The organism is Rhizobium sp. K33 (assembly GCF_056501445.1).
This window is the reverse complement of the sequence record NZ_CP096478.1, coordinates 3,984,142-4,010,798: the sequence shown is the minus strand read 5'-3', so window position 1 is coordinate 4,010,798 and position 26,657 is coordinate 3,984,142. Positions and strand designations below refer to the sequence as shown.

Annotated in this window: 21 protein-coding genes; 13 read left to right on the top strand and 8 right to left on the bottom strand. The window is 62.1% G+C overall.

Annotated elements, in window-relative coordinates; all coding sequences use genetic code 11:
* The first annotated feature begins 260 nt into the window (after positions 1-260).
* From M1E12_RS19285 to trxA, 12 genes are all read left to right on the top strand, one after another.
* Entirely contained in the window at positions 261-986 is a 726-nt protein-coding gene (locus M1E12_RS19285; RefSeq protein WP_205910028.1) for a response regulator transcription factor, read from the top strand.
* Between the two features lie 68 nt (positions 987-1,054).
* Entirely contained in the window at positions 1,055-2,836 is a 1,782-nt protein-coding gene (locus M1E12_RS19280; protein ID WP_113459154.1) for a sensor histidine kinase, read from the top strand.
* Positions 2,833-3,291, top strand: coding sequence for an HPr kinase/phosphorylase (locus M1E12_RS19275; protein WP_479562941.1), 459 nt, complete (start codon positions 2,833-2,835; stop codon positions 3,289-3,291). The genes M1E12_RS19280 and M1E12_RS19275 overlap by 4 nt, the downstream gene beginning before the upstream one ends.
* 117 nt (positions 3,292-3,408) lie before the next feature.
* Positions 3,409-3,810 carry a PTS sugar transporter subunit IIA gene (locus M1E12_RS19270; protein ID WP_113459152.1) on the top strand — a complete coding sequence of 134 codons (402 nt, stop codon included), beginning with the start codon at positions 3,409-3,411 and terminating at the stop codon, positions 3,808-3,810.
* Positions 3,811-3,816: 6 nt separating this feature from the next.
* The gene (locus M1E12_RS19265; protein WP_479562940.1) at positions 3,817-4,095 is read left to right on the top strand and encodes an HPr family phosphocarrier protein; all 279 of its coding nucleotides are present in this window, start codon (positions 3,817-3,819) and stop codon (positions 4,093-4,095) included.
* Between the two features lie 160 nt (positions 4,096-4,255).
* Positions 4,256-5,653 carry an adenosylhomocysteinase gene (gene ahcY, locus M1E12_RS19260; protein ID WP_479562939.1) on the top strand — a complete coding sequence of 466 codons (1,398 nt, stop codon included), beginning with the start codon at positions 4,256-4,258 and terminating at the stop codon, positions 5,651-5,653.
* A 240-nt stretch (positions 5,654-5,893) separates the two neighbouring features.
* The gene (locus M1E12_RS19255; protein WP_479564925.1) at positions 5,894-8,434 is read left to right on the top strand and encodes a PAS domain-containing sensor histidine kinase; all 2,541 of its coding nucleotides are present in this window, start codon (positions 5,894-5,896) and stop codon (positions 8,432-8,434) included.
* The gene (gene tsaE, locus M1E12_RS19250; protein WP_479562938.1) at positions 8,431-9,960 is read left to right on the top strand and encodes a tRNA (adenosine(37)-N6)-threonylcarbamoyltransferase complex ATPase subunit type 1 TsaE; all 1,530 of its coding nucleotides are present in this window, start codon (positions 8,431-8,433) and stop codon (positions 9,958-9,960) included. Before M1E12_RS19255 ends, tsaE begins: the two co-directional genes overlap by 4 nt.
* Positions 9,961-9,964: 4 nt before the next feature.
* Positions 9,965-10,699 (top strand): nucleotidyltransferase family protein, encoded by a 735-nt coding sequence (locus M1E12_RS19245; RefSeq protein WP_479562937.1) that lies wholly within the window; start codon positions 9,965-9,967, stop codon positions 10,697-10,699.
* Position 10,700: 1 nt separating this feature from the next.
* Positions 10,701-13,889: a double-strand break repair protein AddB gene (gene addB / locus M1E12_RS19240; RefSeq protein WP_479562936.1), complete on the top strand. Its 3,189-nt coding sequence runs from the start codon at positions 10,701-10,703 to the stop codon at positions 13,887-13,889.
* The gene (gene addA / locus M1E12_RS19235) at positions 13,882-17,439 is read left to right on the top strand and encodes a double-strand break repair helicase AddA (RefSeq protein ID WP_479562935.1); all 3,558 of its coding nucleotides are present in this window, start codon (positions 13,882-13,884) and stop codon (positions 17,437-17,439) included. Before addB ends, addA begins: the two co-directional genes overlap by 8 nt.
* A gap of 74 nt (positions 17,440-17,513) precedes the next feature.
* Entirely contained in the window at positions 17,514-17,834 is a 321-nt protein-coding gene (gene trxA, locus M1E12_RS19230) for a thioredoxin (RefSeq protein WP_113459144.1), read from the top strand.
* Between the two features lie 49 nt (positions 17,835-17,883).
* Here trxA and M1E12_RS19225 read toward each other — a convergent pair whose 3' ends face one another.
* The 8 genes from M1E12_RS19225 to M1E12_RS19190 form a co-directional block, all read right to left on the bottom strand.
* On the bottom strand, positions 17,884-19,224 hold the full coding sequence (locus M1E12_RS19225) for a bifunctional folylpolyglutamate synthase/dihydrofolate synthase (protein WP_310242486.1): 1,341 nt from the start codon (positions 19,222-19,224) through the stop codon (positions 17,884-17,886).
* A 40-nt stretch (positions 19,225-19,264) separates the two neighbouring features.
* The gene (gene accD / locus M1E12_RS19220; RefSeq protein WP_310242488.1) at positions 19,265-20,173 is read right to left on the bottom strand and encodes an acetyl-CoA carboxylase, carboxyltransferase subunit beta; all 909 of its coding nucleotides are present in this window, start codon (positions 20,171-20,173) and stop codon (positions 19,265-19,267) included.
* A 38-nt stretch (positions 20,174-20,211) separates the two neighbouring features.
* Positions 20,212-21,051: a tryptophan synthase subunit alpha gene (trpA, locus tag M1E12_RS19215; protein ID WP_479562934.1), complete on the bottom strand. Its 840-nt coding sequence runs from the start codon at positions 21,049-21,051 to the stop codon at positions 20,212-20,214.
* A gap of 2 nt (positions 21,052-21,053) precedes the next feature.
* Positions 21,054-22,274 (bottom strand): tryptophan synthase subunit beta, encoded by a 1,221-nt coding sequence (trpB, locus tag M1E12_RS19210; protein ID WP_479562933.1) that lies wholly within the window; start codon positions 22,272-22,274, stop codon positions 21,054-21,056.
* On the bottom strand, positions 22,271-22,945 hold the full coding sequence (locus tag M1E12_RS19205; RefSeq protein ID WP_208547843.1) for a phosphoribosylanthranilate isomerase: 675 nt from the start codon (positions 22,943-22,945) through the stop codon (positions 22,271-22,273). Before M1E12_RS19205 ends, trpB begins: the two co-directional genes overlap by 4 nt.
* A 73-nt stretch (positions 22,946-23,018) precedes the next feature.
* Entirely contained in the window at positions 23,019-23,777 is a 759-nt protein-coding gene (locus M1E12_RS19200; RefSeq protein ID WP_479562932.1) for a M48 family metallopeptidase, read from the bottom strand.
* 94 nt (positions 23,778-23,871) lie between these two features.
* Positions 23,872-24,303 (bottom strand): DUF2852 domain-containing protein, encoded by a 432-nt coding sequence (locus M1E12_RS19195; RefSeq protein ID WP_479564924.1) that lies wholly within the window; start codon positions 24,301-24,303, stop codon positions 23,872-23,874.
* 144 nt (positions 24,304-24,447) lie between these two features.
* The gene (locus M1E12_RS19190) at positions 24,448-25,731 is read right to left on the bottom strand and encodes a polyhydroxyalkanoate depolymerase (RefSeq protein ID WP_136539104.1); all 1,284 of its coding nucleotides are present in this window, start codon (positions 25,729-25,731) and stop codon (positions 24,448-24,450) included.
* 275 nt (positions 25,732-26,006) lie between these two features.
* On the opposite strand from M1E12_RS19190, the gene M1E12_RS19185 reads away from it, so the two are divergent.
* Entirely contained in the window at positions 26,007-26,597 is a 591-nt protein-coding gene (locus M1E12_RS19185) for a nitroreductase family protein (RefSeq protein ID WP_479562931.1), read from the top strand.
* Positions 26,598-26,657 lie beyond the last annotated feature (60 nt).

Sequence of the window (26,657 nt, the reverse complement as noted above, 5' to 3'; positions counted from 1 at the left end):
CTCGAAAAATATAATGATATCAATTATTTAATCGATTTAAAACTGAAAAGCGCCATTTTAAATCGTTTAGTTCCGCTTCCATTCCGTTCGAAAACCTACCTTCGCGTCCCACTATAATCGTCTGCGAATAGAAACTCCGCGCCGTACCCCTTCCCCTCTGCCACAATTTGTTCCACCTTTATCCTCATATCGCACTGCCATGGAACCAGAGCTGGGCTGGAGAGACCAGGAGCAGCGCAACGATGACGGAGACGTACACTATGCAGACGATCGCCCTCGTGGATGACGACCGCAACATTCTGACTTCGGTTTCGATTGCTCTCGAAGCAGAAGGCTATAAGGTCGAAACCTACACCGACGGCGCCTCGGCTCTCGACGGCCTTCTCGCCCGCCCGCCGCAGCTAGCCATCTTCGACATCAAGATGCCGCGCATGGACGGAATGGAACTGCTGCGCCGTCTGCGTCAGAAGTCCGATATCCCGGTGATCTTCCTCACCTCCAAGGACGAGGAAATCGACGAGCTCTTCGGCCTGAAGATGGGCGCCGACGACTTCATCACCAAACCTTTCTCCCAGCGTCTCTTGGTCGAACGCGTGAAGGCGATTCTGCGCCGCTCGGCGAGCCGGGAAAACCTCGCGGCCGGCGGAAGCCCTGCCAAGGGAAGCGCTGAACAGCAGGCCCGCACGCTCGAGCGCGGACAGCTGGTCATGGATCAGGAACGCCACACCTGCACCTGGAAGGGCGATCCGGTGACCCTGACGGTAACCGAATTCCTGATCCTGCAGTCGCTGGCGCAGCGCCCCGGCGTGGTAAAGAGCCGCGATGCGCTCATGGATGCGGCCTATGACGAGCAGGTCTATGTGGACGACCGCACGATCGACAGCCACATCAAGCGCCTGCGCAAGAAGTTCAAGATGGTCGATACCGACTTCGACATGATTGAAACGCTTTACGGTGTGGGCTACCGCTTCCGCGAAGCAGCGTAAGATCCCAATCGCCCCGGTTCTTCGGCCATGAGGCCGGTCATCGAGGCGCATGGGCGAAAGGCAAAGGTTTGACCCAGCAGGTTGACGAGGGACATCTGGAGGAGACGGATTCCGGCTCCGAGCAGCGACGGCTGTTCAGCCATCCCTTCACGCTGATCCGCCGGATCTTCGGGCATGCGCTGTTCTCCAGCCTGACGCGCCGCATCGTCTTCTTCAACCTCGCGGCTCTCATCGTCCTCGTGGGCGGCATCATGTATCTCAATCAGTTCCGCGAGGGACTGATCGACGCTCGCGTCGAGAGCCTTTTGACGCAGGGCGAGATCATCGCGGCGGCCGTTTCAGCGTCCGCTTCGGTCGACACGAATTCGATTACGATCGATCCGGAAAAGCTGCTCGAGCTGCAGGCCGGTCAGAGCATCACGCCCGTCCCGAACGACGAGGATCTCGAATTCCCGATCAACCCGGAACGCGTGGCGCCGGTTTTGCGACGTCTGATCTCGCCGACCCGCATTCGCGCCCGGCTTTTCGATGCCGATGCCAATCTGCTGCTTGATTCGCGGCATCTCTACTCGCGCGGCCAGGTGCTGCGGTTCGATCTGCCGCCGGTCGACAATGATTCCACCAGTTTGACCGACTGGATCACCCGCCTCTTCAACACCATACTGCAGCCGGGCAACCTTCCGGTCTATCGCGAAGCCCCGGGGGGCGACGGTTCGATCTATCCGGAAGTGATGAACGCGCTGACCGGTGTTCGCGGCGCAGTCGTGCGCATGACCGACCAGGGTGAGTTGATCGTTTCCGTCGCGGTTCCGGTCCAGCGATCGCGCGCGGTCCTCGGCGTTCTGCTCCTGTCGACGCAGGCCGGCGATATCGACAAGATCGTTCATGCCGAGCGCCTCGCCATCCTGCGCGTCTTCGGGGTCGCAACGCTCGTGAACATCGTCGTGTCGCTGCTTCTGTCCTCCACCATCGCCAACCCGCTCCGCCGCCTTTCGGCTGCGGCCATCCGCGTGCGTCGGGGCTCGAAGGAGCGCGAGGAGATCCCGGATTTCTCCATCCGCCAGGACGAAATCGGCAACCTCTCGATTGCGCTGCGCGAAATGACAACGGCGCTCTACGACCGCATCGACGCGATCGAAAGCTTCGCCGCAGATGTGAGCCACGAGTTGAAGAACCCGCTGACGTCGCTGCGCTCTGCCGTCGAAACGCTGCCGCTTGCCAAGACCGATCAATCGAGACAGCGGTTGATGGACATCATCCAGCATGACGTGCGTCGCCTCGATCGCCTGATCAGCGACATATCGGACGCCTCTCGTCTGGATGCGGAGCTTGCGCGTTCGGATGCCAAGCCGGTCGATCTCGAAGTGCTCATTTCCAGCCTTGTCGATATCTCCCGCGAGATCCGCAGCGGCAAGAAGGCGGTCAAGATCGATTGCGTTGTGGAGCAAAAGCCGGGCGCGAACCATGCCTTCATCGTCCACGGCCATGACCTTCGTCTCGGCCAGATCGTCACGAACCTGATCGAGAACGCGCGATCCTTCGTGCCCGAGGAGACCGGGCGCATTCTGGTCAAGCTGTCCCGCAGTCGCAGCCGCTACCTGATCCAGGTCGAAGACAATGGACCAGGGATCCAGGCGGAAGACATCGATCGCATCTTCGAGCGCTTCTACACGGACCGCCCGGAGGGCGAGAGCTTCGGTCAGAACTCAGGGCTTGGCCTCTCGATCAGCCGACAGATCGCCGAAGCGCATGGCGGCACGCTGAGAGCGGAGAATGTGATGGATCCCGCAACCGGGCGGATCACCGGGGCCCGGTTCATCCTCTCGCTGCCGGTCGCGGCAGCCGCATGAGTGCGGGCCAGACCAACATTCACGGCACGGCGATCATCGTCGATGGCACGGGGCTTCTCTTTCTCGGACCATCCGGCAGCGGCAAGTCGGCACTTGCCTTCGACTGTCTCGCAGAAGCGAGGCTCTCCAACCTCTCGCATGCGCTGATCGCCGACGACCGTGTCCTCATCTCTCTCGAGCAGGGCAGAGTTTTTGCATCCGCTCCCGAGACGATCCGCGGACTGATCGAATTGCGATACAGCGGCATCGTCTCTGTCGATCACGTCGCAAACGCCGAGCTGCACTATGCTGTCCTGCCCGTTCAATCCGACGAAGCACAGCGATTGCCGCCCGATGACGAGCATTTCGACCTCCTTGACGGGGTTCGCCTTCCGGTCGTGCGCGTGCCATCCTGGAGCCGCTTTCCGCTCAGCCTTATCTTCGCGCGGCTTCGCCACCTGAATGATAAGCGCTAAAATACACGCTGTTTTGGCTTGCACTTCCTGCTTTCATCGACAAGATGGCGTCCCACTGATGGACGAAACGCCAATCCTGAGCTATTTGGCGAGAGTTGCGCTAAGGGGCAGTAGAGAATGATCGGACTTGTGCTTGTCACTCATGGCAAGCTGGCTGAAGAGTTTCATCACGCGGTGGAACACGTCGTAGGCCCTCAGAAATTCATCGAGACCGTTTCTATCGGCCCCGAAGATGACATGGATCAGCGCCGCCAGGACATTCTCGAAGCCGTCACGCGTGCGGATGATGGTCATGGCGTCATCATCCTGACCGACATGTTCGGCGGCACACCTTCGAACCTTGCGATTTCCGTCATGAATACCGGCCGCATCGAAGTCATTGCCGGCGTCAACCTGCCCATGCTGATCAAGCTTGCCGGCGTGCGCGGCGACAACGACATGGACCGCGCGCTTGTCGAGGCGTCCGAGGCTGGCCGGAAATACATCAATGTCGCAAGCCGCGTCCTGAGTGGTAAGTGACAGCAAATGACTGACCCGATTTCCCGCGATCTCCTGATCATCAACAAGCGCGGCCTGCATGCGCGTGCGTCTGCGAAATTTGTCCAGACCGTCAGCGGGTTCGACGCGAATGTCAGCGTCTCCAAAGACGGCACGACAGTTGGCGGTACCTCGATCATGGGCCTGATGATGCTGGCCGCCAGCCCCGGCTGCTCCATCTGCGTCTCTGCCACAGGCAACCAGGCCGAAGACGTGATAAATGCACTGGAAGCGCTCGTTGCCGATCGCTTCGGTGAAGAGATGTAAAGCATCGCGACATAAAGACATAAAGACTTCTTTATGTCAGATTGCGTTCAAGCCCGTTCCCTGCTAGAAGACGACCAGCCCTGCAGCTAGACCTGCGGGAGAGCCAGTTTATCCGTCCGCCATGAGATGCGGATCGGGTCGGATCCAGCCGGAGAATCCCATGAGCAAACATGACTATGTCATCGCTGATATCGGTCTTGCCGATTTCGGTCGCAAGGAAATCAGCATCGCTGAAACCGAAATGCCGGGCCTGATGGCCTGCCGCGAAGAGTTCGGCGCGAGCAAGCCGCTGAAGGGCGCCCGGATCACCGGTTCGCTGCACATGACGATCCAGACGGCCGTTCTGATCGAGACCCTCGTCGCGCTCGGCGCTGATGTCCGCTGGGCATCCTGCAACATCTTCTCGACCCAGGATCATGCCGCTGCCGCGATCGCCGCTGCCGGCATCCCGGTCTTTGCGATCAAGGGCGAGTCGCTCACCGACTACTGGGAATACACCGACAAGATCTTCCAGTGGGCCGATGGCGGCGTCTCCAACATGATCCTCGATGATGGCGGCGACGCCACCATGTACATCCTGCTCGGCGCCCGCGCCGAAGCCGGTGAGGACGTCCTGTCCAATCCGCAGTCGGAAGAAGAAGAAATCCTGGTCGCCCAGATCAAGAAGCGCCTCGCCGCTTCGCCGGGCTGGTTCACCAAGCAGCGCGATGCCATCAAGGGCGTGACTGAAGAAACCACCACCGGCGTGCATCGTCTGTACGAGCTCGCCAAGAAGGGCCTCCTGCCCTTCCCGGCCATCAACGTCAACGACTCGGTCACCAAGTCGAAGTTCGACAACAAGTATGGCTGCAAGGAATCGCTGGTTGACGGCATTCGCCGCGGTACCGACGTGATGATGGCCGGCAAGGTTGCAGTCGTCTGCGGCTACGGCGACGTCGGAAAGGGTTCTGCTGCCTCGCTTCGCGGCGCCGGCGCCCGCGTCAAGGTGACCGAAGTCGACCCGATCTGCGCCCTGCAGGCCGCCATGGACGGTTTTGAAGTCGTCACGCTCGAGGACGTCGTTTCCTCCGCCGACATCTTCATCACCACGACCGGCAACAAGGACGTCATCCGCATCGAGCATATGCGCGAGATGAAGGACATGGCGATCGTCGGCAACATCGGCCACTTCGACAACGAGATCCAGGTTGCCTCGCTCCGGAATCTGAAGTGGACGAACATCAAGCCGCAGGTCGACATGATCGAGTTCCCGAAGGGCAACCGCATGATCCTCCTTTCGGAAGGTCGCCTGCTGAACCTCGGCAACGCCACCGGCCATCCGTCCTTCGTCATGTCGGCCTCGTTCACCAACCAGGTTCTGGGTCAGATCGAGCTCTTCACCAAGACCGACGAGTACAAGCCCGGCGTCTATGTTCTGCCGAAGCACCTCGATGAAAAGGTCGCCCGTCTGCATCTCGAAAAGCTCGGTGTGAAGCTGACTACGCTTTCTGAAGAGCAGGCCGCCTATATCGGCGTCACGCCGCAGGGACCGTTCAAGGCAGAACACTACCGCTATTAAAATATAGCTGGATAATATCAAGATGTAGTAGGCGGCGCCTTGACAAAGGCGCCGCTTTCTTTTTTGGGGCCCGGCCTTCCCGACACTTTCCATCAGCGGTATTGTTTTAGAACTTGATTCGTGAACCGCACGAGCGGTCCACGGACACGGATGTCTTGTCGACGATGCGGCACATAATAAGACGAGGACAGACCGAGAATGTCGGTACATCAACGCGCCCCGCGTCAGCGGGATACGGCTATGACGGCCGGTGTTTCAAGCCTTTGGCGGCCCTGTAAAGACCTGGCACCCGTGGCGCTGCGCCTTACGGCACGACGCTCCACGACAGCCTGTGTGAAGCGCGTGCTTGCCTGCGGCAGCGCGCTTGCCGGTGCCCTGCTGCCAGGCTTTGCCTTTGCGCAATCCGCCACTCCGATGCGGGGCTTCGATAGCGCTGATGTTGCCGGTTACGCGGTCTTGCTCGGCAGCGTCTCTGCAGCCTTGATCTTCGCCGCCGTCCTCCTTCGCCAGCGCAACAGGCTGGATGTCGAGGTGCGCGAACTTCGGACCGCTTTTTCCGACTGCCAGCACAAGATCTCCCGTTACCAGACCCTGATTGCCGACAAGAATCGGCGCACCGTCATCTGGGACGGTCATGACGGCAAGGCCGAGCTGCTCGGCCAGCTGCCGGCAGAGACCGGTGCCCCCCAGCACGACCCGGAATTCCTGGCCTTCGGTCGCTGGCTGAAGCCGCATTCCGCAAGCGAGGTCGAGCGCGCCATCGAAGGGCTGCGCCTGAACGCAAAGTCCTTCGAGCTCGTCGTGGAAACCCAGCGCGGCGAGGTTCTGGAGGTGCAGGGCAAGCTCTATGGCGGTCGCGCCTACGCCCATTTCGTCGCGCTCGACAATCTGCGGGCAGAACTTGCCGAACTGAAGATCGAGCGCAACCGTCTGCGCAGCTCGATCGCCACCTTCGAATCCCTCCTCGATTCCATCGAGCAGCCGGTCTGGCAGCGCGATGGCGAGGGCCGTCTGGTCTGGGTCAACCAGGCTTACAGTGATGCGGTCGAAGCGAGCTCCCCGCAACAGGCGGTGCAGGAAGGGCGCGAGATCCTGGGGACCCTCACCCGTGAGAAGATCCGGGCGTCGGCAACACCGGAATCGCCGTTCCAGGATACTGTCTCGACTGCCGTGCGCGGCGCACGCACCTTCTTCGACGTCGTCGATGTCCGAGGTCCTGCAGGCTCCTGCGGTATGGCGATCGACGTCTCGGCCTCCGAAACCCTTCGTGAAGAGCTTGGACGCACCCTCAAGAGCCACGCCGATACCCTGGATCATCTGGCGACGCCCGTTGCGATCTTCGACGCTGAACGGCGCTTGCAGTTCTACAATCAGGCCTTCCAGCAGCTCTGGGGCCTCGAAGCCAAGTTCCTCGAGAGCCGGCCTGATCATGCCGAACTCCTCGACCGGTTGCGCGCCGCCCACAAGCTGCCGGAACAGCTCAGCTGGAAGGCGTGGAAAGAGAACTGCCTTTCCGTCTACCGCGCGCTCGAAACCCAGACCGACCTCTGGCATCTGCCGAACGGCCAGACGCTGCGCGTGATCGCATCAGCGCATCCGCAGGGCGGTGCGACCTGGGTCTTCGAAAATCTGACCGAGCAGGTCAATCTCGAGACGCGCTACAACACGCTGGTTCAGGTTCAGGGCGAGACCATCGACCACCTGTCCGAGGGCGTTGCCGTGTTCGGCCCGGATGGCCGGATCCAGCTGTCCAATCCCGCCTTCCGCGCGCTCTGGGGCATCACCGAGGCGCAAGCGGCTGTCGGCACCCATATCCGGCTGCTCGAAGCAGCCTGCGGTCCGTCCTATGACAAGCCCGACGGCTGGAAGGCCTTCGGCAAGATGATCACGAGCTTCGAAGACGAGCGGCCGTCGAGCCAGGGAACGCTGGAGCTCTATTCCGGCCTCGTGCTCGACTATGCGGTCACACCACTCCCGAACGCGCAGACCATGCTGACCTTCGTCAACATGACCGACAGTGTCCGCGCGGAACGGGCGCTGAAGGAGAAGAACGAAGCGCTGCGGAAAGCAGACGAGCTGAAGAACGATTTCGTCCAGCACGTCTCTTACGAACTGCGCTCGCCGCTCACCAATATCATCGGCTTTACCGATCTCCTGAAGACCTCGGCGATCGGCCCGCTCAACGAGCGACAGGCCGAATACATCGATCACATCTCGACCTCGTCTTCGGTGCTGCTGACGATCGTCAACGACATCCTCGATCTCGCGACGGTCGATGCCGGCATCATGCAGCTCGACTATTCGGAGATCGACCTGAGCGACCTGCTCGATGACGTTTCGATGCAGATGACCGACCGGCTGCAGGAAGGTGGCGTGACGCTGGAGATCGCGGCACCCGCACAGCTTGGCCACCTGATTGCCGACCGGCAGCGGCTGAAGCAGATCCTGATCAAGATCCTGACCAATGCCGTCAATTTCGCGCCCGAGGGCTCCGTTGTCTCGATGAAGTGCTGGCGCGACGGCAGTGACTTTGCATTTTCCGTCAGTGACACCGGCTGCGGCATGAGCCCGGATCTCGTTTCCTCGGCCTTCGATCGCTTCTCGACAAGCGCCAAGGGCGGCAAGCGCAGTGGACCGGGTCTCGGCCTCTCGATCGTGCAGAGCTTCGTCAACCTGCACAATGGCGAGGTAAAGATCGAAAGCGAGCCGGGACGTGGGACCACGGTTCATTGCCGCATTCCCAATGCCAGTCTACCGCAGTTGATCGCCGCCGCCGAATGAGCGTCGAGCCCGCCCCGCTTGCCATTGATCTCGCCGACGATCGCGCCACCGCCTTGTTCGGCGAGGATCTGCTTCTTGCCCTAGCAGTCGGCGATTGTGTCGCGCTGCATGGCGATCTCGGCGCGGGCAAGTCCACGCTCAGCCGCGCCCTGATCCGGGCGCTGGCCGACGATCCCGATCTCGAAGTGCCGAGCCCGACTTTCACCCTGGTCCAGACCTACGACCTCACTATCCCCGTTGCCCATTTCGACCTCTACCGGCTCTCCGACGAAAGCGAGCTGGATGAACTGGGTCTTGAGGAGGCGCTGGCCGACGGGATCTGCCTGATCGAATGGCCAAGCAAGGCCGGCCGTGCGCTGCCGAAGACCCGGATCGACATCCATATCGCCTTTGCTGCCACCGGCGGCAGGACCGTCACCATCCATGCGCCCGAGGCCAAGCTTTCGCGGCTGCGGCGCGTCACCGAGATCCGCCGGTTCCTCGACGGGCATCATCAAGAGGGTGCGCATAGACGCCACCTGACGGGCGACGCCTCGAACCGCGCCTATGAGCATGTCTATCCGGCCGACGGAAGCGCCCGACTGGTCCTGATGGACGCGCCGAAGCGGCCGAATGGTCCGCCGATCCGCGATGGCAAGCCCTATTCGCAGCTCGTGCATCTGGCGGAGGACGTGCGTCCCTTCGTGGCGATCGGACAGGCGCTGCGCGAGCGGGGCTTTGCGGCTCCCGAAGTCCTGGCTCAGGATCTGGATGCCGGGATCCTGCTTCTCGAAGATCTCGGCGAAGGTAGTGTTCTCGACGAACAGGGAAAGCCGATTGCCGATCGCTACCGCGCCAGCGCGGCCTGCCTCGCCGCTATTCATGACACGCCCTTCGATCGGGAGATCGTCATTGCCGGCGGGCATAAACATGTCATTCCCGATTTCGATCGCGCAGCGATGAAGTTCGAGGTGGAGCTACTTCTCGACTGGCACCTGCCGTGGAAACGCGACGGTCAACCGGCAACGGTGGAAGAACGTGCCCGCTATCTCGCCATCTGGGATGAGCTGATCGACGAGTTGGCGGGCTCCGATACATCCATCGTCATGCGTGACTTTCATTCGCCCAACATCATCTGGCGCGATGATCGTGAAGGTCATGACCGGGTCGGCCTCATCGATTTCCAGGACGCGATGATCGGCCCCTCGGCCTATGATCTCGTTTCACTGGTGCAGGACGCGCGGGTGACGATCGAGCGGCCGCTGATGGATCAGCTGATGGGCGACTATCTTTCGGCACGCGCCAAACAACCGGATTTCAAAGAGGCCGCCTTCCTGAAGAGCTGGGCGATCATGTCGGCGCAGCGGGCCTGCAAGCTGAACGGGCTCTGGGTGCGGCTGAAGGAGCGCGACGGCAAGCCGGGCTATATGCGCCATCTTCCCCGCACGCTCTGGCACCTGAGCGTTGCTTTCGAACATCCTGTCCTCGCCCCCTTGCGGAACTGGTGCATAGAGGCTGGAATCGAGCTTCCCGAATCACCGGCCTGAGCAAATGATCATCAAGCAAGCCATGGTGCTCGCGGCCGGCCTCGGCACGCGGATGCGCCCCATTACAGAGACCATGCCGAAGCCACTGGTTCGCATCGGGGATAAGCCGATGATCGACTATGTGCTCGACGCGCTCGTTGAAGCGGGCGTCGAGACGGTCGCCGTCAACGTTCACCACCATGCGGACCAGATGGAAGCGCATTTGGCGAATGAGACGCGCGCCAGGATCCGCATTTCCGACGAACGGGCTCAGTTGATGGATTCGGGCGGTGGTCTCGTGAAGGGCCTCAAGCTGCTTGATCCGGACCAGCCGGCACTCGTCATGAATGCCGATCTCTTCTGGGTCGGCGAACGGGATGACGAGCCGAGCAATCTTGTCCGCCTGGCGCAGCAGTTCGATCCTTCCCGGATGGACATGGCGATGCTCTGCGTCGAGCAGGAACGGACCACGGGCCATAACGGGAAGAATGATTTTTCGATGGCGGATGACGGTCGGCTCACCCGCTATGTCTCGGGCGCGCCGAACCCAGTCGTTTATGCCGGGGCTCTCGCGCTGATGTCGCATCTCTTCGAGGACGCGCCGCAAGGTCCCTTCAACCTCAACATCTATTTCGATCGTGCGATTGCCGCAGGCCGGCTGTTCGGTACGGACCTTATTGGACAGTGGTTGACCGTCGGCACCCCCGATGCGATCGCGCCTGCCGAAGCCGTGGTGGCCCGCTACGGTGGGGGCCGTTGAGATGGTCAGCAAGGCGCCGCGGCTGCTGACGATCCCTCCGGGCCGGCCTTTCCTCAGGACGCTCACGCAGGCGCTGCTCGACGGTCGCCTGACCGATGGTTTTCGCTACGACCCCACGGATCCGCTTTCTCTGGCAGGCGTCACTCTGCTGGTTCCGACCCGGCGCGCGGCCCGCGTGTTGCGCTCGGAATTCGTCGATCTGCTCGGCGGACGCGCGGCGATCCTGCCGGATATTCGGACGTTGGGCGAAATGGATGACGACAGCGGCTTTTTCGATCTCGATGCGCCGCAGCTGATGGATCTCGCCCCGCCGGTAAGCGGGACCGTCATGCTTCTGGAGCTCGCTCGGCTGATCCTGGCCTGGCGCAACCAGCTTCCCGAGATCGTCCGGTCGATCCATTCGGACACGCCGCTCGTCGCACCCGCAAGCCCGGCCGACGCCGTCTGGCTGGCCCGAGCTCTGGTCGAGCTGATCGAAGCAGCAGAAACCGAAGGCTGCGACTGGAAGGATCTCGATAATCTGCAATCGGCGGATTTCGGCTCATGGTGGCAGCTGACGCTGGAGTTTCTCACCATCGCGACGCAGTTCTGGCCGGCGCGGCTGCAGGAACTGGTGCGGTCGTCTCCAGCGCGCCACCGCGATGCGGTACTCCGGGCCGAGGCAGAGCGCTTCCGCAGGCAGGGTTCTGCCGGTCCCGTCATCGTTGCGGGCTCCACCGGCTCGATACCGGCGGCGGCCGAACTGATTGCCGCGATTGCCGAGCTCGACCAGGGTGTCGTGGTGCTGCCCGGGCTCGATCTCGACATGCCGGAGGAGGACTGGGCGAAGCTCAACGACCGCGAGATCTCCGTGATGCGTCCAAGCCCTGCCGTGCGCGGGCATCCGCAATATGGTCTTGCCCATCTCCTACGGCACATGAAACTGGAACGCGGTGACGTTCGGGTTCTCGAAACCTCCGATCCGGCGCTTCAGGACCGGGCCGAGTTTCTGTCGCGTGCGATGGCACCCGCAGAGGCGACCGATAGCTGGAAGGCGTGGCGGCAGGACATCGACGATTCCCGCGTGCTTGCGGCATTTGGGGATGTCGCGCTGATCGAGACGGCCAATGAGCGCGAGGAAGCAACGGCGATTGCGATTGCGCTGCGGCTGGGGCTCGAAGAGGCTTCCGACAATCCCGAAAGCCGGGTGGCGCTGATCACGCCCGACCGCGCGCTGGCGCGGCGTGTGATGTCCGAACTCGCGCGGTTCGGGATCGAGGCGGATGATTCCGCGGGTACGCCGATGACCGGTACCCAGGCTGCCATGCTGACCCAGGTGGTGGCCGAGGCCTGCCTGCGTCCGGGTGACCCTGTGGCGATCGTCTCGCTTATCAAGCATCCGCTGGCCCGTTTCGGCTTCACCGCCGAGGATATGCGCAAGGCTGCTGACGCGCTGGAACGCATCGCGCTGCGTGGGGGCCTGAAAAGCCTCGACCTCGCCGAGATGGAACCGCTCTTTGCCGAGGGGCTCGAGGCGCATCTGGCCGACCGCCACAAGCCGCGATGGCGCATTTCGATAACGCCCAAAGAGATCGAGCTCGCTAGGCTGCTGGCGAGCCGCGTGACGCAAGCTGTCGAGCCGCTCGTGTCGGCGGTGATCCGGTCAACCGACGGGCGTGTGCTGTCGCAGAGTCTGACCGTGAGCGATTGGGCCGAACGCACGGGTCGCGTGCTGGAAGCCGTCACGGTCGACGAGCGCGGTGACCTTGCCGGCCTCTGGGGCGATGCGGCGGGTGAGGCTTTGGCGCGGCTTCTCGCGGAAGTCCTGGAGACGGACGGGCAGATCGAGGCCGACGGCCCGCAATGGGTCGATATCCTGACGGCGCTGATGGCCGGCCAGGCGGTGAAGCCGCGAGCCATGCGGCATCCGCGCGTCTTCATCTTCGGCACGCTCGAAGCACGCCTGCAGAATGTCGACATGATGGTGATCGGCGGCATGAACGAAGGGAGCTGGCCCGGCCAGACCAAGAACAACCCCTTCCTCTCGCGCGTGATGAAGACGGAAGTCGGGCTTGAGCCGCCGGAACGGCAGATCGGCCAGGTTGCGCATGATTTCCAGATGGCCTGTGGCACGCGGAAGCTGATCTTTTCGCGCGCGCTGCGACAAGGGTCTGCGCCGACGGTCGCCTCGCGCTGGCTCCAGCGTCTGATGGCGCTTGGCGGACCCCTGCTCGAAGACGAGATGCGAAAGCGCGGCCATATCTATCGGCGCTATGCGGACCTGATCGACGAGGGCGAAAACCAGGCTCCGGCGCAACGCCCCGCGCCACGGCCGCGCGCGGAACTCCAGCCGCGTAGTTTCAGCTTTTCCGAAGTTGGGCGCTTCCGTCGGGACCCCTACTCCATCTATGCGCGGCGTATCCTGCGTCTCGATCCCGTCGATCCCTTCAACCAGGATCCGGGGGCTGCCGAACGCGGGACGCTCTATCACCGGATCGTCGAGCGCTTCATTCGAGAGGATCATGACCCGGCCCGGCTGGACGCGCTCGATATCCTGCACCGGATCACCGACGAGGAGTTTCTGAAAGAAGCTCTGCCGCTCCATATCGACATCGTCTGGCGGCAGCGCTTCTACAGCGTCGCCTCGGCTTTTCTCACCTGGGAGCGGCAGCGGAGACCGGAGATCAAGCGCTCGCTGACGGAAGTCAGGGGCAATGTGCTGCTTCGCCCTGTCGATATCACCATCAGCGGGATCGCGGACCGGATCGATATCCGCGGCGGCGGCTTTGCCGACATCATCGACTACAAGACGGGCCTCAACCCCAGCGTCAACCAGGCGCGCAGCCTGCTCGACCCGCAATTGGCTTTGGAAGCGGCAGCCCTTCTCCAAGGTGCCTTCAAGCCGGCCGGTGACATCAAGCCGCTGAACCTGACCTATGTGCGTCTTCGACCCGGCGATCGCTTCTCAGCCGACCAGGTGAACAACGAGATGGCGACGCGGGGCGACAACAAGAAGTCTGCGCTTGAGCTTGCCACGCAATCGGTCGACGAACTCGGTCGCTTCGTCCAGGCCCTGCAGAGCGGAGAGCGCGGCTACGTCTCCCGTCTCATCCCGGCCGAACAGAACGCCTATGGCGGCGAATACGACCATCTGGCGCGTGTCGCGGAGTGGTCGACGGCGGAAGCCGAGGAAGGAGCCGGCGATGAGTGATCCGCGCTTTGCCCTGGACGAACTTCCGACCGGCGACGATCCCGCCACTTGGCTTGGCTGGACGACACTTGCCCAATCGCGTGCGTCTCATCCCGGCCAGTCGGCCTGGGTGTCGGCCAATGCCGGCTCCGGCAAGACGCATGTTCTGACGCAGCGGGTGATCCGGCTTCTGCTCGCCGGCGCCCGCCCCTCGTCCATTCTCTGCCTGACCTACACCAAGGCCGCGGCGTCCGAAATGTCGAACCGCGTCTTCGAGCGGCTGGCGGAATGGGCAACGCTGGATGACCGGGAACTGGCGAAGCGGATTGCGGCCATCGAGCAAAAGGAGCCGGATCGCGCAACGCTTGCGGCCGCACGGCGGCTCTTTGCCAAGGCGCTGGAAACGCCGGGTGGCCTGAAGATCCAGACCATCCACGCCTTCTGCGAAGCGCTGCTGCACCAGTTTCCCCTGGAGGCCAATGTCGCCGGGCATTTCAATGTGCTCGACGATCGTGCCGCCGTCACCGTTCTTGCGGAAGCGCGTCGATCGCTGCTGACGGCCACATCGACGGAGAATGATGCAGCACTCGCCGAAGCCTTCTCGCAGGTTATGAGCATTGCCGATGAAAGCGGGCTCGAGGGCCTGATTGCCGATACCGTGGCCAACCGGCATGCGATCCGCGAGTTCCGGCAGCGGGCGGAACGGGCGGGTGGGCTTGAGGCGACCTTAAGGAAGGGTCTTGGCATCGGGCTACTGGAGAGCGAGATCAGCCGTGCCGAGGATTACTGGCCGCTTGCCGGACTGTCCGGCGGCAATTTCAGCCGCTACATCCAGCTTGCGCTTGAAAAGGGCGGCGAGAAAGTGCGCGCCGTCGCGGAAGTGCTGGAACGGGCGCTGGTGGAAACCGATGCCCTGGAGCGGTCGAAGCTTCTGGACCAGGCTTTCCTGACGGCGCAGGAAGCGCCGAAAGCCGATAGCTCGCTCATTGCCGCCGCCATGACCAAGGTGGCCCCGGATCTCAAGGATGCCGTGATTGCGGCGCGCGACCATGTGGTCGCCATGCGGGACCGGCTGCGGATCTTCCGCATGTATGAGGCAACGCGGTCTGCACTGACGCTCGCCGTACGTCTCGACACGGACTATGAGGAACTGAAGAAGCGACGCTCGCAGCTCGATTTCGAGGATCTGATCGTGCGCACCGCCCGGCTGCTGACGCGCGGCGATGTCGGCGCCTGGGTGCATTACAAGCTCGACCAGGGCATCGACCATATCCTCGTCGACGAGGCACAGGACACGAGCCCGGTGCAATGGGATGTCATCCGATCGCTGCGGGAAGACTTTTTCACGGGATTAAGCGCCCGGCCTGGGATCCGCACCTTCTTTGCCGTGGGGGACGAGAAGCAGTCGATCTATTCCTTCCAGGGCGCACGTCCGGAGCAGTTCTCGCAGGAAGCCCGCCAGACGGAACGCGCGGTCACCGAAAGCGGGCAAAGCTTCAACACGGTGCGTCTGCCGCTGTCCTTCCGCTCGACGCAATCGGTGCTCGCGGCCGTCGATCAGGTCTTCAGCCTGCCGGAAAACAGCCGTGGCCTCAGTGCCGGCGGCGACCCCGTCATCCATCAGTCGAGCCGCATCGGGCATCCGGGAACGGTCGATGTCTGGGACATGATTGCTGCCGAAAAGCAGGAGAAGGACGAGGACTGGACCGCCCCCTTCGACGCGACGCCGGAAAGCGCTCCCTCCGCGATCCTTGCACGACGCGTGGCGCATCAGATCAGCCAGATCGTCGGACGGGAAACGATCATCGAGAAGGGCAACAAGCGCCTGATCCGCCCGGGCGATATCCTCGTGCTCGTGCGCAAGCGCGACGGCTTCGTCAATGCGCTGACCCGGGCGCTGAAACGTCCCTACAACATCCCGGTTGCCGGTGCAGACCGCCTGAAGCTGACCAGCCATATCGCCGTGCAGGACATGCTGGCCCTCGGCCGTTTCCTGCTGTTGCCAGGCGACGATCTCTCGCTCGCGTCGCTTCTGAAGAGCCCCCTCTTCAACCATAACGAAGAGGATCTGATGGCGCTCGCCGCCGAGCGGTCGGAAGCGCAGAGCCTCTGGGCGAGACTGACGGAGCAGGCTGAGACCAATGGCACGTGGAAGAAGACATGCGACCGGCTCACCCTGTTTCTCGACCAGGCGCGAGAGCACTCGGTCCATGATTTCTATGCCCGGGTGCTCAGCGTCCATGGTGGCCGAAGGGCCTATCTCGCTCGCCTCGGCTCCGAGGTCAGCGACATCATCGACGAGTTCCTGACTTTTGCGCTCTCCTTCGAGACCAGCGGTTTGCCAGGGCTGCAATCCTTTGTCTCGACGCTTGAGATGGAAGCGCCGGAGGTCAAGCGCGAACAGGACAAGGAACGCGACGAAGTACGCATCATGACGGTGCATGCCTCGAAGGGTCTCGAGGCGCCGATTGTCTTCCTGATCGATGGCGGCTCGAAGCCTTTCAATTCGAACCATGTGGCAAAACTCCGCATTTTCGAAACGGCGGAGGGCCTCCCCTTCCCGATCTGGGTGCCGTCGAAGTCGCTCGGCAATTCGATCGCCGCTGCCGACATGGATCGACGCAAGGATCAGGCCGAGGAGGAATATCGCCGCCTGCTCTATGTGGCGATGACCCGCGCTGCCGACCGCCTGATCGTCGGTGGCTATCGCGGCGTGCAGGACACGGGCGAGATCTGGCACAAGATGATCGCGCGGGCGCTCAGTGCCAACGAAACGCGCTGCAAGCCGGTCGAATTTTCCGGGCCCGATGGCAGCTGGAACGGTTTGCGCTGGTCCCTCGGCGAGGCAGATGATGATCTGCCCGTCACGGAAGAGCGCGCCGAGGCTGAGGAGCGCCATAGCCTGCCCCAGACGCTCTGGAAGCCGCTGCCGCCTCCGGTCAGCTTGCCGCGACCGCTCAGCCCATCGGGTGCCGGCAGCATCACCGTGGACGAAGACGAGGATGCGCTGACGGCCTCTGCGCTCTTTTCCACGTCGGAGAAAGCGGATCTCGCCCTCCAGCGTGGGCGGCTCATCCATCGCATGCTGCAGAACCTGCCAGGTTTTCCGGAAGGTGAGCGCCGTGCGGCAGCCGGGCGCTATGCGGAACGGGCCGCCCGGTTCTGGCCGGCAGAGCAGCGCCAGCGATTGGTCTCTACCGTCATGGCTGTTCTGGAAGACGAGGCGCTTCACCCGCTGTTCGATGCCGGCAGTCGCGCCGAAGTCTCGGTCATGGGCACCATGCGGCTCAAGGGGGAATTGCGTGCGGTCTCCGGCCGGATCGACCGCATGGCCGTGCTTGGCGACCGGGTGATCATTGCCGACTACAAGACCAACCGAAATCCGCCGCTGGAGGCCGCACAAGCCCCCCTCTCCCACCGGGTGCAGCTTGCGATCTATCGCGAGATCCTGCAGCCGCTTTATCCCGGCAAACAGATCGAATGCTGGCTGATCTACACCGAAAACGGCAGCCTCATCCGGCTTGATGACGGGCTGCTTCAGCGCTCTCTTGCCGACCTCGAAACATCGTGAGATACCGCATATTGAAATCGTTGCCGTGCGGCATCACATATCTAGTCAATTCCGCATCTATGAAGGAGAGCCCCATGGCTACCGTTAAAGTCGACAAGTCCAATTTCCAGGCCGAGGTGCTCAACGCTTCCGAACCGGTTGTTGTGGATTTCTGGGCCGAATGGTGCGGCCCGTGCAAGATGATTGCGCCGAGCCTCGAAGAAATCTCCAACGAGCTCGCCGGCAAGGTGAAGATCGCCAAGCTCAACATCGACGAGAACCCGGAACTGGCTGCCCAGTTCGGCGTTCGCTCGATCCCGACGCTCGCCGTCTTCAAAGGTGGCGAAGTGGCCGACATCAAGGTGGGTGCGGCGCCGAAGACCGCGCTGTCCAGCTGGATCTCGGGCGCTGCCTAAGCCTGACCGCTGATGAACAAAGAAAAAGCCCGGTTTCGCCGGGCTTTTTTCATTTCGGGATGGTGCCGTTTTCGGCGAGCACATTGCCCGCGAGATAAAGCGAGCCGCCGATCATGATGCGCGGTGGAATGCCGCCTTCGCTGCGCTCGCGGATGGCGTCCAGCGCCTGACCGAGCGAACCCATCGGAAGTGCCTTCAGCCCGGCTTCTGCCGCGGACTGGGCGAGCGCCACAGGGTCGAGGCCGACATCGGAGCCTGTGATCGGCACGGTGTAGACATTGTGGGCGATGTCGACAAAGGCGCGGAAGAAGCCGATCGGATCCTTCGTGTTGATCATGCCGATGACGAGGTGCAGCGGGCGTGCCTGGCGTTCTTCCATGGCCGCCATGGCTTCGGCGATCACCTCGCCTGCCCCGGGATTATGCCCCCCGTCGAGCCAGATTTCGGCACCGGCCGGCGCACGCTCCACCAGCCGACCTTCGGTCAGCCTCTGCAGGCGGCCCGGCCATTCGACCGACAACATCGCCTTTTCCGCAATCTCTTCCGTCACCGGATAGCCCGCCGCCTTCACGGCGCGGATGGCGGTTGCGGCATTGCCGATCTGGTGGCGGCCCGGCAGACGCGGCAGCGGCAGGTCCATCAGGCCGAACTCGTCCTGATAGACGAGCCGTCCGAATTCCTCATAAGCCAGGAAATCCTGGGCGAAGACCGCAAGCGGACAGCCGAGGCGCTCGGCGGTGCTGATCAGCACATCCTTGGCGCCGTCGAATTCCTGGTGACCGATGACCACGGGCACGCCGCGCTTCATGATGCCGGCCTTTTCAGCGGCGATCAGTTCGACCCGGTCCCCGAGATAGGCCTGGTGATCGAGCGAGATCGGCTGAACGATGCAGACCGCCGGCTTTTCGACGACATTGGTGGCATCGAAGCGTCCGCCAAGGCCGACTTCGAGCACGACGACATCGGCCGGCTGCTCCGAGAAGAGAATGAAGGTCACCGCCGTCAGGATCTCGAAGACGGTGATCGACTTGCCGCCATTGGCCTCGGCAACGCGGCGCAGGGCATCGGCGAACATCGCATCATCGACGATCTGACCCGAGCCACCCTTCACGCCGATCCGATAGCGTTCGTGCCATCGCACGAGATGCGGCGAGGTGTGGACGTGGACGGAGAGGCCCTGGGCTTCGAGAAGCGCACGGCAGAAGGCCGTGGCCGAGCCCTTGCCATTGGTGCCGGCCACATGGATGACCGGCGGCAGTTTCAGATGCGGATTGCCCAGAACCTCGAGGAGGCGGCGGATGCGGTCGAGCGAAAGATCATAGCCCTTGGGGTGCAGCCCCATGAGTTTTTCGATCTCGGCATCGGCCTGGCTGACGATGGGGGCTGTCATCACATTGGTCCCGCTGCCGCGGCCTCACAGAAAAACCGGCTCAGGCCGAGGCCTTTTCGGCCGGCTTTGCAACCGTCACAGGCAGGGCAACGTCGTTTGCCGGGCGCTTGGTCATGATCTTCAGGACGCGCGCCAGCGTGCCCGGAATGTCGTGACGCTTGACCACCATGTCGACCATGCCGTGTTCCAGCAGATATTCCGAGGTCTGGAAGCCCTCGGGCAGCTTCTCTCGGATCGTCTGTTCGATGACGCGCTTGCCGGCAAAGCAGATTTCGGCACCTGGTTCTGCGATGTGGAGGTCGCCCAGCATGGCATAGGACGCTGTAACGCCGCCCGTGGTCGGGTTGGTCAAAACCACGATATAGGGCTGGCCGGCTTCCTTCAGCATGTCGACGGCGACCGTCGTGCGCGGCAGCTGCATGAGGGAGAGGATGCCTTCCTGCATGCGAGCGCCACCCGAAGCCGGGAACATGACCAGCGGGCACTTTTCCTTGATCGCGCGTTCGAAGGCTTTCACGATAGCTTCGCCGGCGGCAATGCCGAGGGAACCGCCCATGAAATTGAATTCGTGAACGACGGCCACGAGCTTCAGGCCCTGCACTGTGCCGACGCCGGCAACGATCGTGTCTTCCTGATCCGTCTTCACGCGGCTGTCGCGAAGGCGGTCGGTGTATTTCTTGGAATCGCGGAACTTCAAGGGATCCTGCGCCACTTTCGGCTGCGGCAGGGCTTCGTAAGCGCCATCGTCAAAGAGATCCGCCAAGCGCGCCTTGGCCGGCATCTTCATGTGATAGCCGGAAGCCGGGATCACCCACTTGTTCTCTTCGAGGTCCTTGTGGAAGACCATCTCGCCCGTTTCCGGGCACTTGATCCAGAGGTTTTCCGGAACTTCGCGGCGACCCAGCATGGAATTGATGCGCGGGCGCACATAGTTGGTGATCCAGTTCACGCGGCTTACTCCTGATGTTTAAAGCCCATATGGGGTGCTTATTCGGCAGCAGCAAGGCGGGCGGAACGCACGCCGCTTGCCAATCCGCGCACCAGCGTGGCGACGGCCTGAACCGTATCCGCCGTCGCTTTTCCATCGGCTGTGAGATTGGTGGCAACCTGATTGACGATCGCGGTGCCGACCACGACGCCATCGGCATTGGCACCGATGAGGCGCGCATGCTCGGCGGTCTTCACGCCGAAGCCGACACAGATCGGCAGGTCCGTATGCGCCTTGATGCGCTGGACGGCGCCGGCAACACGCGAAGGATCGGGCAGCGACGAACCGGTGATGCCGTTCATCGAGACATAGTAGACGAAGCCAGAGGTGTTCTTGAGAACCGTCGGCAGACGCTTGTCGTCGGTGGTCGGGGTCGCCAGGCGGATGAAGTTGATATCGCGGCTGCGGGCCGGGATGCACAGTTCGTCATCCATTTCCGGCGGCAGATCGACGACGATCAGGCCGTCGATGCCGGCTGCGAGTGCGTCATCGAGAAAACGTTCGACGCCATACACGTAGATCGGGTTGTAATAGCCCATTATGACGATCGGCGTTTCGTTGTCGGTCTTGCGGAATTCGCGGGCGAGATCGAGCGTGCGCACGAGGGTCTGGCCGGCTTTCAGCGCCCGCTGACCGGCAAGCTGGATTGCCGGGCCGTCGGCCATCGGATCCGAGAAGGGCATGCCGAGCTCGATGACGTCGGCGCCGGCTTCCGGCAGGGCCTTCATGATCGCAAGCGACGTGTCGTAGTCCGGATCGCCACCCATGAAATAGGTGACGAGAGCCGGGCGGCCTTCTGCCTTCAGGGCAGCGAAACGTTGGTCCATACGCGCAGTCATGATCAGAGCCCCATACCGAGAATCTTGCCGACAGTGAAGATGTCCTTGTCGCCGCGGCCGCAGAGGTTCATCACAATGATCTGGTCCTTGTCCATCTTGGGCGCGCGCTTGATGACTTCGGCGAGCGCGTGGCTCGGCTCGAGCGCCGGAATGATGCCTTCGGTGCGCGTCAGAAGCTGGAAGGCGGCAAGCGCTTCGTCGTCCTTGATCGGGACATATTCAACGCGGCCCATGTCCTTGAGCCAGGAGTGCTCCGGACCGATGCCGGGATAGTCGAGACCGGCGGAGATCGAGTGACCTTCCTTGATCTGGCCGTCATTGTCCTGGAGGAGATAGGTGCGGTTGCCATGCAGGACGCCCGGCGTGCCCGCGGTCAGCGAGGCGCAATGCTCCTCACCTTCAAGACCCTTGCCACCGGCTTCGACGCCGACGATGCGGACGCTTTCGTCGTCGAGAAAAGGATGGAAGAGGCCGATCGCGTTCGAGCCACCACCGACGGCAGCAATCAGCATGTCCGGCAGACGGCCTTCGGCGGCAAGCATCTGCTCGCGGGTTTCGCGGCCGATCACCGACTGGAAGTCGCGGACCATTTCCGGATAGGGATGCGGGCCAGCGGCAGTGCCGATCATGTAGTAGGTGTCATCGACATTGGTGACCCAGTCGCGCAACGCCTCGTTCATGGCATCCTTCAGCGTGCCGTGACCCGCCGTGACCGGCTTCACTTCGGCACCAAGGAGCTTCATGCGGAAGACGTTCGGCGCCTGACGCTCAACGTCGGTCGCGCCCATGTAGACGACGCAGGGGATGCCGAAGCGGGCCGCAACCGTGGCGGAGGCAACGCCGTGCTGGCCGGCGCCGGTTTCGGCGATGATGCGGGTCTTGCCCATGCGCTTGGCGAGCAGAATCTGGCCGAGGCAGTTGTTGATCTTGTGCGAGCCGGTGTGGTTGAGCTCGTCGCGCTTGAAGTAGATCTTCGCGCCGCCGAGTTCTTCCGTCAGGCGCTCGGCAAAATAAAGCGGGCTCGGACGACCGGTGTAATGGGTGTTGAGATGCGCCAGCTCCGCCTGGAATTCCGGATCCGTCTTTGCCTTTTCCCACTCCGCCTGCAGGTCGAGGATCAGCGGCATCAGCGTCTCGGCGACGAAGCGGCCACCGAAGATGCCGAACCGGCCGTCTTCGTCGGGACCTTCACGGAAGGAATTGGGCTTGGGTGACTGGTTCACTTGACACTCCCTGAAACCGGCTGTGCACGACTTGCTTCGGCAACGGCCGCAAAAAACTCGTCCATCATCTGCAGATCCTTGACGCCCGGGGCAGATTCCACTCCGGATGAGATATCGATCGCCCGCGCGCCGGTCTCTCGCAGGGCTTCTGCGATATTGGCCTTGTTGAGGCCTCCGGAAAGCATGTAATCGACGCTGTCGTCAAGCGACCGCAGGAGACGCCAATCGAAGGTGACGCCGTTCCCGCCCGGCAGGTCCGATCCCACTGGCGGCTTGGCATCGAAGAGAAAACGATCGGCAATGCCGATATAGGGCTCGATCCGCTTCAGGTCATCGGCATCGCGGATGGAAAATGCCTTCATGATCGGCAGACCGGTCACCGCCTTGACGGTCAAAAGGCGTTCCGGGCTTTCATGACCATGGAACTGCAGGATATCCGGACGCATCAAGGCGATGATTTCGTCGAGATCGTCATTGTCTGCATCGACCGTCACCGCAACGCTTTTCACCCGGCCACGAACGCGGTCGGCAAGTGTGCCTGCAATGTCTGGCTCTATGTTGCGCGGGCTTTTCGCGAAGAAGATGAAGCCGATATGGCTCGCGCCGCGGTCAGCCGCACGATCGACCGCCTCCGGCGTCTTCAGTCCGCAGATCTTGATATCGGGTCTCATGGCAGCGAAGTCGCACGAAATCAAAAAAGAGTCGAGCCAATTTGCGACAAAGGCTGAAAGGTCTCAGGGTCGTTCAGTCGAAGTCGATGGCATGCAGCGCCGAACCGTGGCGCTTCAGCCAGGCCTTGGCCTCATCCATCTGAGGGCAGAGCTTGCCGCAGAGTGCCCAGAAGGCCGGTCCATGGTTCATCTCGCGCAGATGGGCGACTTCATGGGCTGCGAGATAATCGATGACGAGCGGCGGTGCCATCACAATGCGCCAAGAGAAGCTGAGCTTGCCGTCCCACGAACAGGAGCCCCATCGGCTGCGGGTGTCCTTCAAGGTCATGCTCTTAACCGGCTTCCCGACGGTCTTGGCATGAAGCGCCACAAGTTGCTCCAGATCGCGGCGCGCTTCCTTCTTCAGGAAGTCGGCGACACGCCTCGGCAGGTGATCCTCAAGACCGCTGACGCTCAGGACGTGGCCGATCTCGCTGTCGATCGACTGGGTCAGCCCGCGCAGCTGTCCCGTATGAACGATCCGGTGCGGAATGCCCCGGACGAGAATCTCACCACCATCCTCGATGCTTCCTGCGGTCTTCTGGCGCTTGAGCTTAGTGCTAAGCCAGCCCTGGTGCCGATCAAGGAAGTCGTCGATATCGCGTTCGCGCAGTCCCGGCGGAATGGTCATTTTCAGTGCGCGCCCGCCGGGCTCGATCCTCAGCGTGATCCGGGTCGCACGGCTGTTCCTGCGAATGGTGAGCGGGATGGACCTGCCGTCAACGGCGATCGCCCGCTCCAGCTGGATCGCCGGTGCTCTCTGCGGTGTCAGCTTTTTCAGCAGGGGGAACATGATTCGTGTTCTAGCCGATTCTGGGTCTTGTACAGCAACGAAAAAAGGTCGGCGCGATGGCGCCGACCTCGTCTTTTCAGAGCTATGTGCCGGATCAGTTGCCGGTGAAGCCCTGGGTCGGACCGGACTGGTCCGCGGTCTTCACCTGCTGGCGATCGCGCATGAAGCGATCGAACTCTTCCTGGTCCTTGGCCCGACGCAGTTCGCGGGCATAGGTGTCGAATGCGGCGCGCATCTCGTCCAGACGGCGACGCTCTTCGTCCAGGCGCTCGAGCTCGGCTTTACGCCAGTCGTCGAAGGCGACGTTGCCGGTCGAGCCAGAGGCGGAGTAGCTGTTGGTGCGGCACCAGGCAAAAGCCGTATCGGCCTTGCGATTGGCTTCGCGCTTGAAGTTCTGAAACTTCTCGCCAAACAGGATGTAGGCGAGCATGGCCAGACCGAGCGGCCAGAAGACCATGAAGCCGAGCACCATCAGGGCGACGGTTGCCGGAGTCCAATCCGGCCGAAGCAGTGCTGACTGGTTCATCATCGATAACCTCGTTCTCGCGGGCGGCGGAATGCCGTCCGATGGGTTTCGATGTGGGAAATGCGCAGGCGGGCTTCAAGAAAGAAGCGGACCCAATCGGAGAACCGACTGAATCCGCTTCTTAAATTCGGATTGTCAAAAGTATCAGAGAGCCTTGCCGCCCTTGATGACGCGCTTGACCGGTGTCTGCGCCTTGACGTTCTTGGTGTGCGTCTTGGCAAACTGGACGATGCGCGGCGCAATCTCGCGGCGGAAGCGCGAGCCGTTGAAGACACCGTAGTGGCCGACATCCGGCTGCATGTAATGCAGACGCATATGGTCTGGAATGTTGGTGCAGATCGTCTGTGCGGCCTTGGTCTGGCCGACGCCGGAAATGTCGTCGTTTTCGCCTTCGACGGTCAGCAGCGCCACGTTGCGGATGGCCGTGGTGTCGACGCGCTTCGTGCGGTGCATCATCTCGCCCTTCGGCAGGGCATGTTTGATGAAGACGGTGTCGACTGTCTGCAGGTAAAACTCCGCCGTCAGGTCCATGACGGCCAGATACTCGTCGTAGAAATCGCGATGCTTCTCGGCCGAGTCCCCGTCGTTCTTGACGAGGTGCATGTAAAAGTCCTTGTGCGCGATCATGTGACGATCAAGGTTCATCGACATGAAGCCGGAGAGCTGCAGGAAGCCGGGATAGACCTGGCGCATGAAACCGGGCTGTGGCCACGGCACCTGCATGATGACGTTGTCGCGGAACCATTCGAGCGGCTTGTCCTGCGCCAGCTGGTTCACGGCGGTCGGATTGATGCGGGTGTCGATCGGACCGCCCATCAGCGTCATCGATGACGGGGCGCAGGTGTCGCCATCCCCTTCCATCACGGCAACGGCCGCCAGAACCGGAACCGAAGGTTGGCAGACGGCAACTACATGAGTATCCGGACCCAGGTGATGCAGCATCTCGATGACATAATCGATGTAATCATCGAGATCGAAATCGCCCTCGGTGACAGGCACCATGCGCGCGTCGATCCAGTCGGTAATGTAGAGGTCGGCGCTCGGGAGCAGTGCCTCGACAGTGCCGCGCAGCAAGGTGGCGTAGTGGCCGGACATCGGCGCGACGATCAGGATGCGCGGGCCCTTTTCCGCTCCAGCCGGGAGGTGGCGCTTGAAGTGGATCAGATCACAGAAGGGGCGGCGCCAGACGATCTCTTCCTCGACGGCAACATTCTCGCCTTCTACCGTCGTCGTTGGCAATCCGAAGGCCGGTTTGCCATAGCGACGGGTCACGCGCTCGAAAACCTCGAAGCCTGCCGAGAAGGACCGACCCACGACCGTGTGGGACCATGGGTTCAAGGGGTTCTTCCAGGCGAGGTTCATGGCATCAGCCGTCGCCCGGAAGGGTGCCATGAATGCATGGTTGAGTTCGTAGAGCTGATAGAACATGGTTTCTGCACCTTTGTACCGGACCAAAGTCGTCCGCGTTCATTCGCTACACTAACAGACTTTGTGCAACGCAAAAGCCCGGATTTCTCCTCGCGAGCTCGCCACCAAAAGCCTCAGACATCCGATGATGTTCCAAAAGACTTAAGGTTCCCTCCCGGGACGCAGTTAATCAACGTTCACTGTGTTCAACCGAATGTGCGCTCCCTACCCTTTCCGAGGCTTGCGAATTAATGTTTGTTCCATGCGTCGTCCCAAGACATGAATGAAGGAACATCATGACCACCAGCAATCACCGCACGTCTGAATACAATGTCGATCCGATCTTCCTCGATCGCTGGTCGCCCCGCGCCTTCGATGGCAGCACCATGCCAAAAGACGACTTGCTTACCATCCTGGATGCCGGCCATTGGGCACCCTCCGCCTTCAACTACCAGCCCTGGCGCTTTGTCTATGCGCTGAAGAGCACACCTGACTTCGACAAATTTCTCGACATCCTGAACGAGTTCAACCAAGGCTGGGCCAAGACTGCTTCCGCGCTCGTCTTCGTTTTCTCGGACACCTTGAGCCGCCCGGCCGATGGGTCGGAGCCGAAGCCCTTTCGCAGCCACAGCTTCGATGCGGGTGCCGCCTGGGGACTTCTTTCCCTGCAGGCGGTCAAGTCCGGCTACTTCGCGCACGCGATGACTGGCTTTAGTTTCGACCGCGCGCTGTCTGAACTCGGTGCGCCGGAAGGCTTCCACGTCAACGCCGTTGTTGCCATCGGCAAGCCGGGCGACAAGAGCGTGCTTCCTGAAAGCTTGCGCGCCCGCGAGGCACCGAATGATCGCAAGCCGTTGGCGGAAGTCGCGTTGGAAGGCGGCTTCTGAGCGCTGCCATTAATGGTTTCACGTGAATCACGTTAACCATCTGCGCCATCAAGTCTGTTG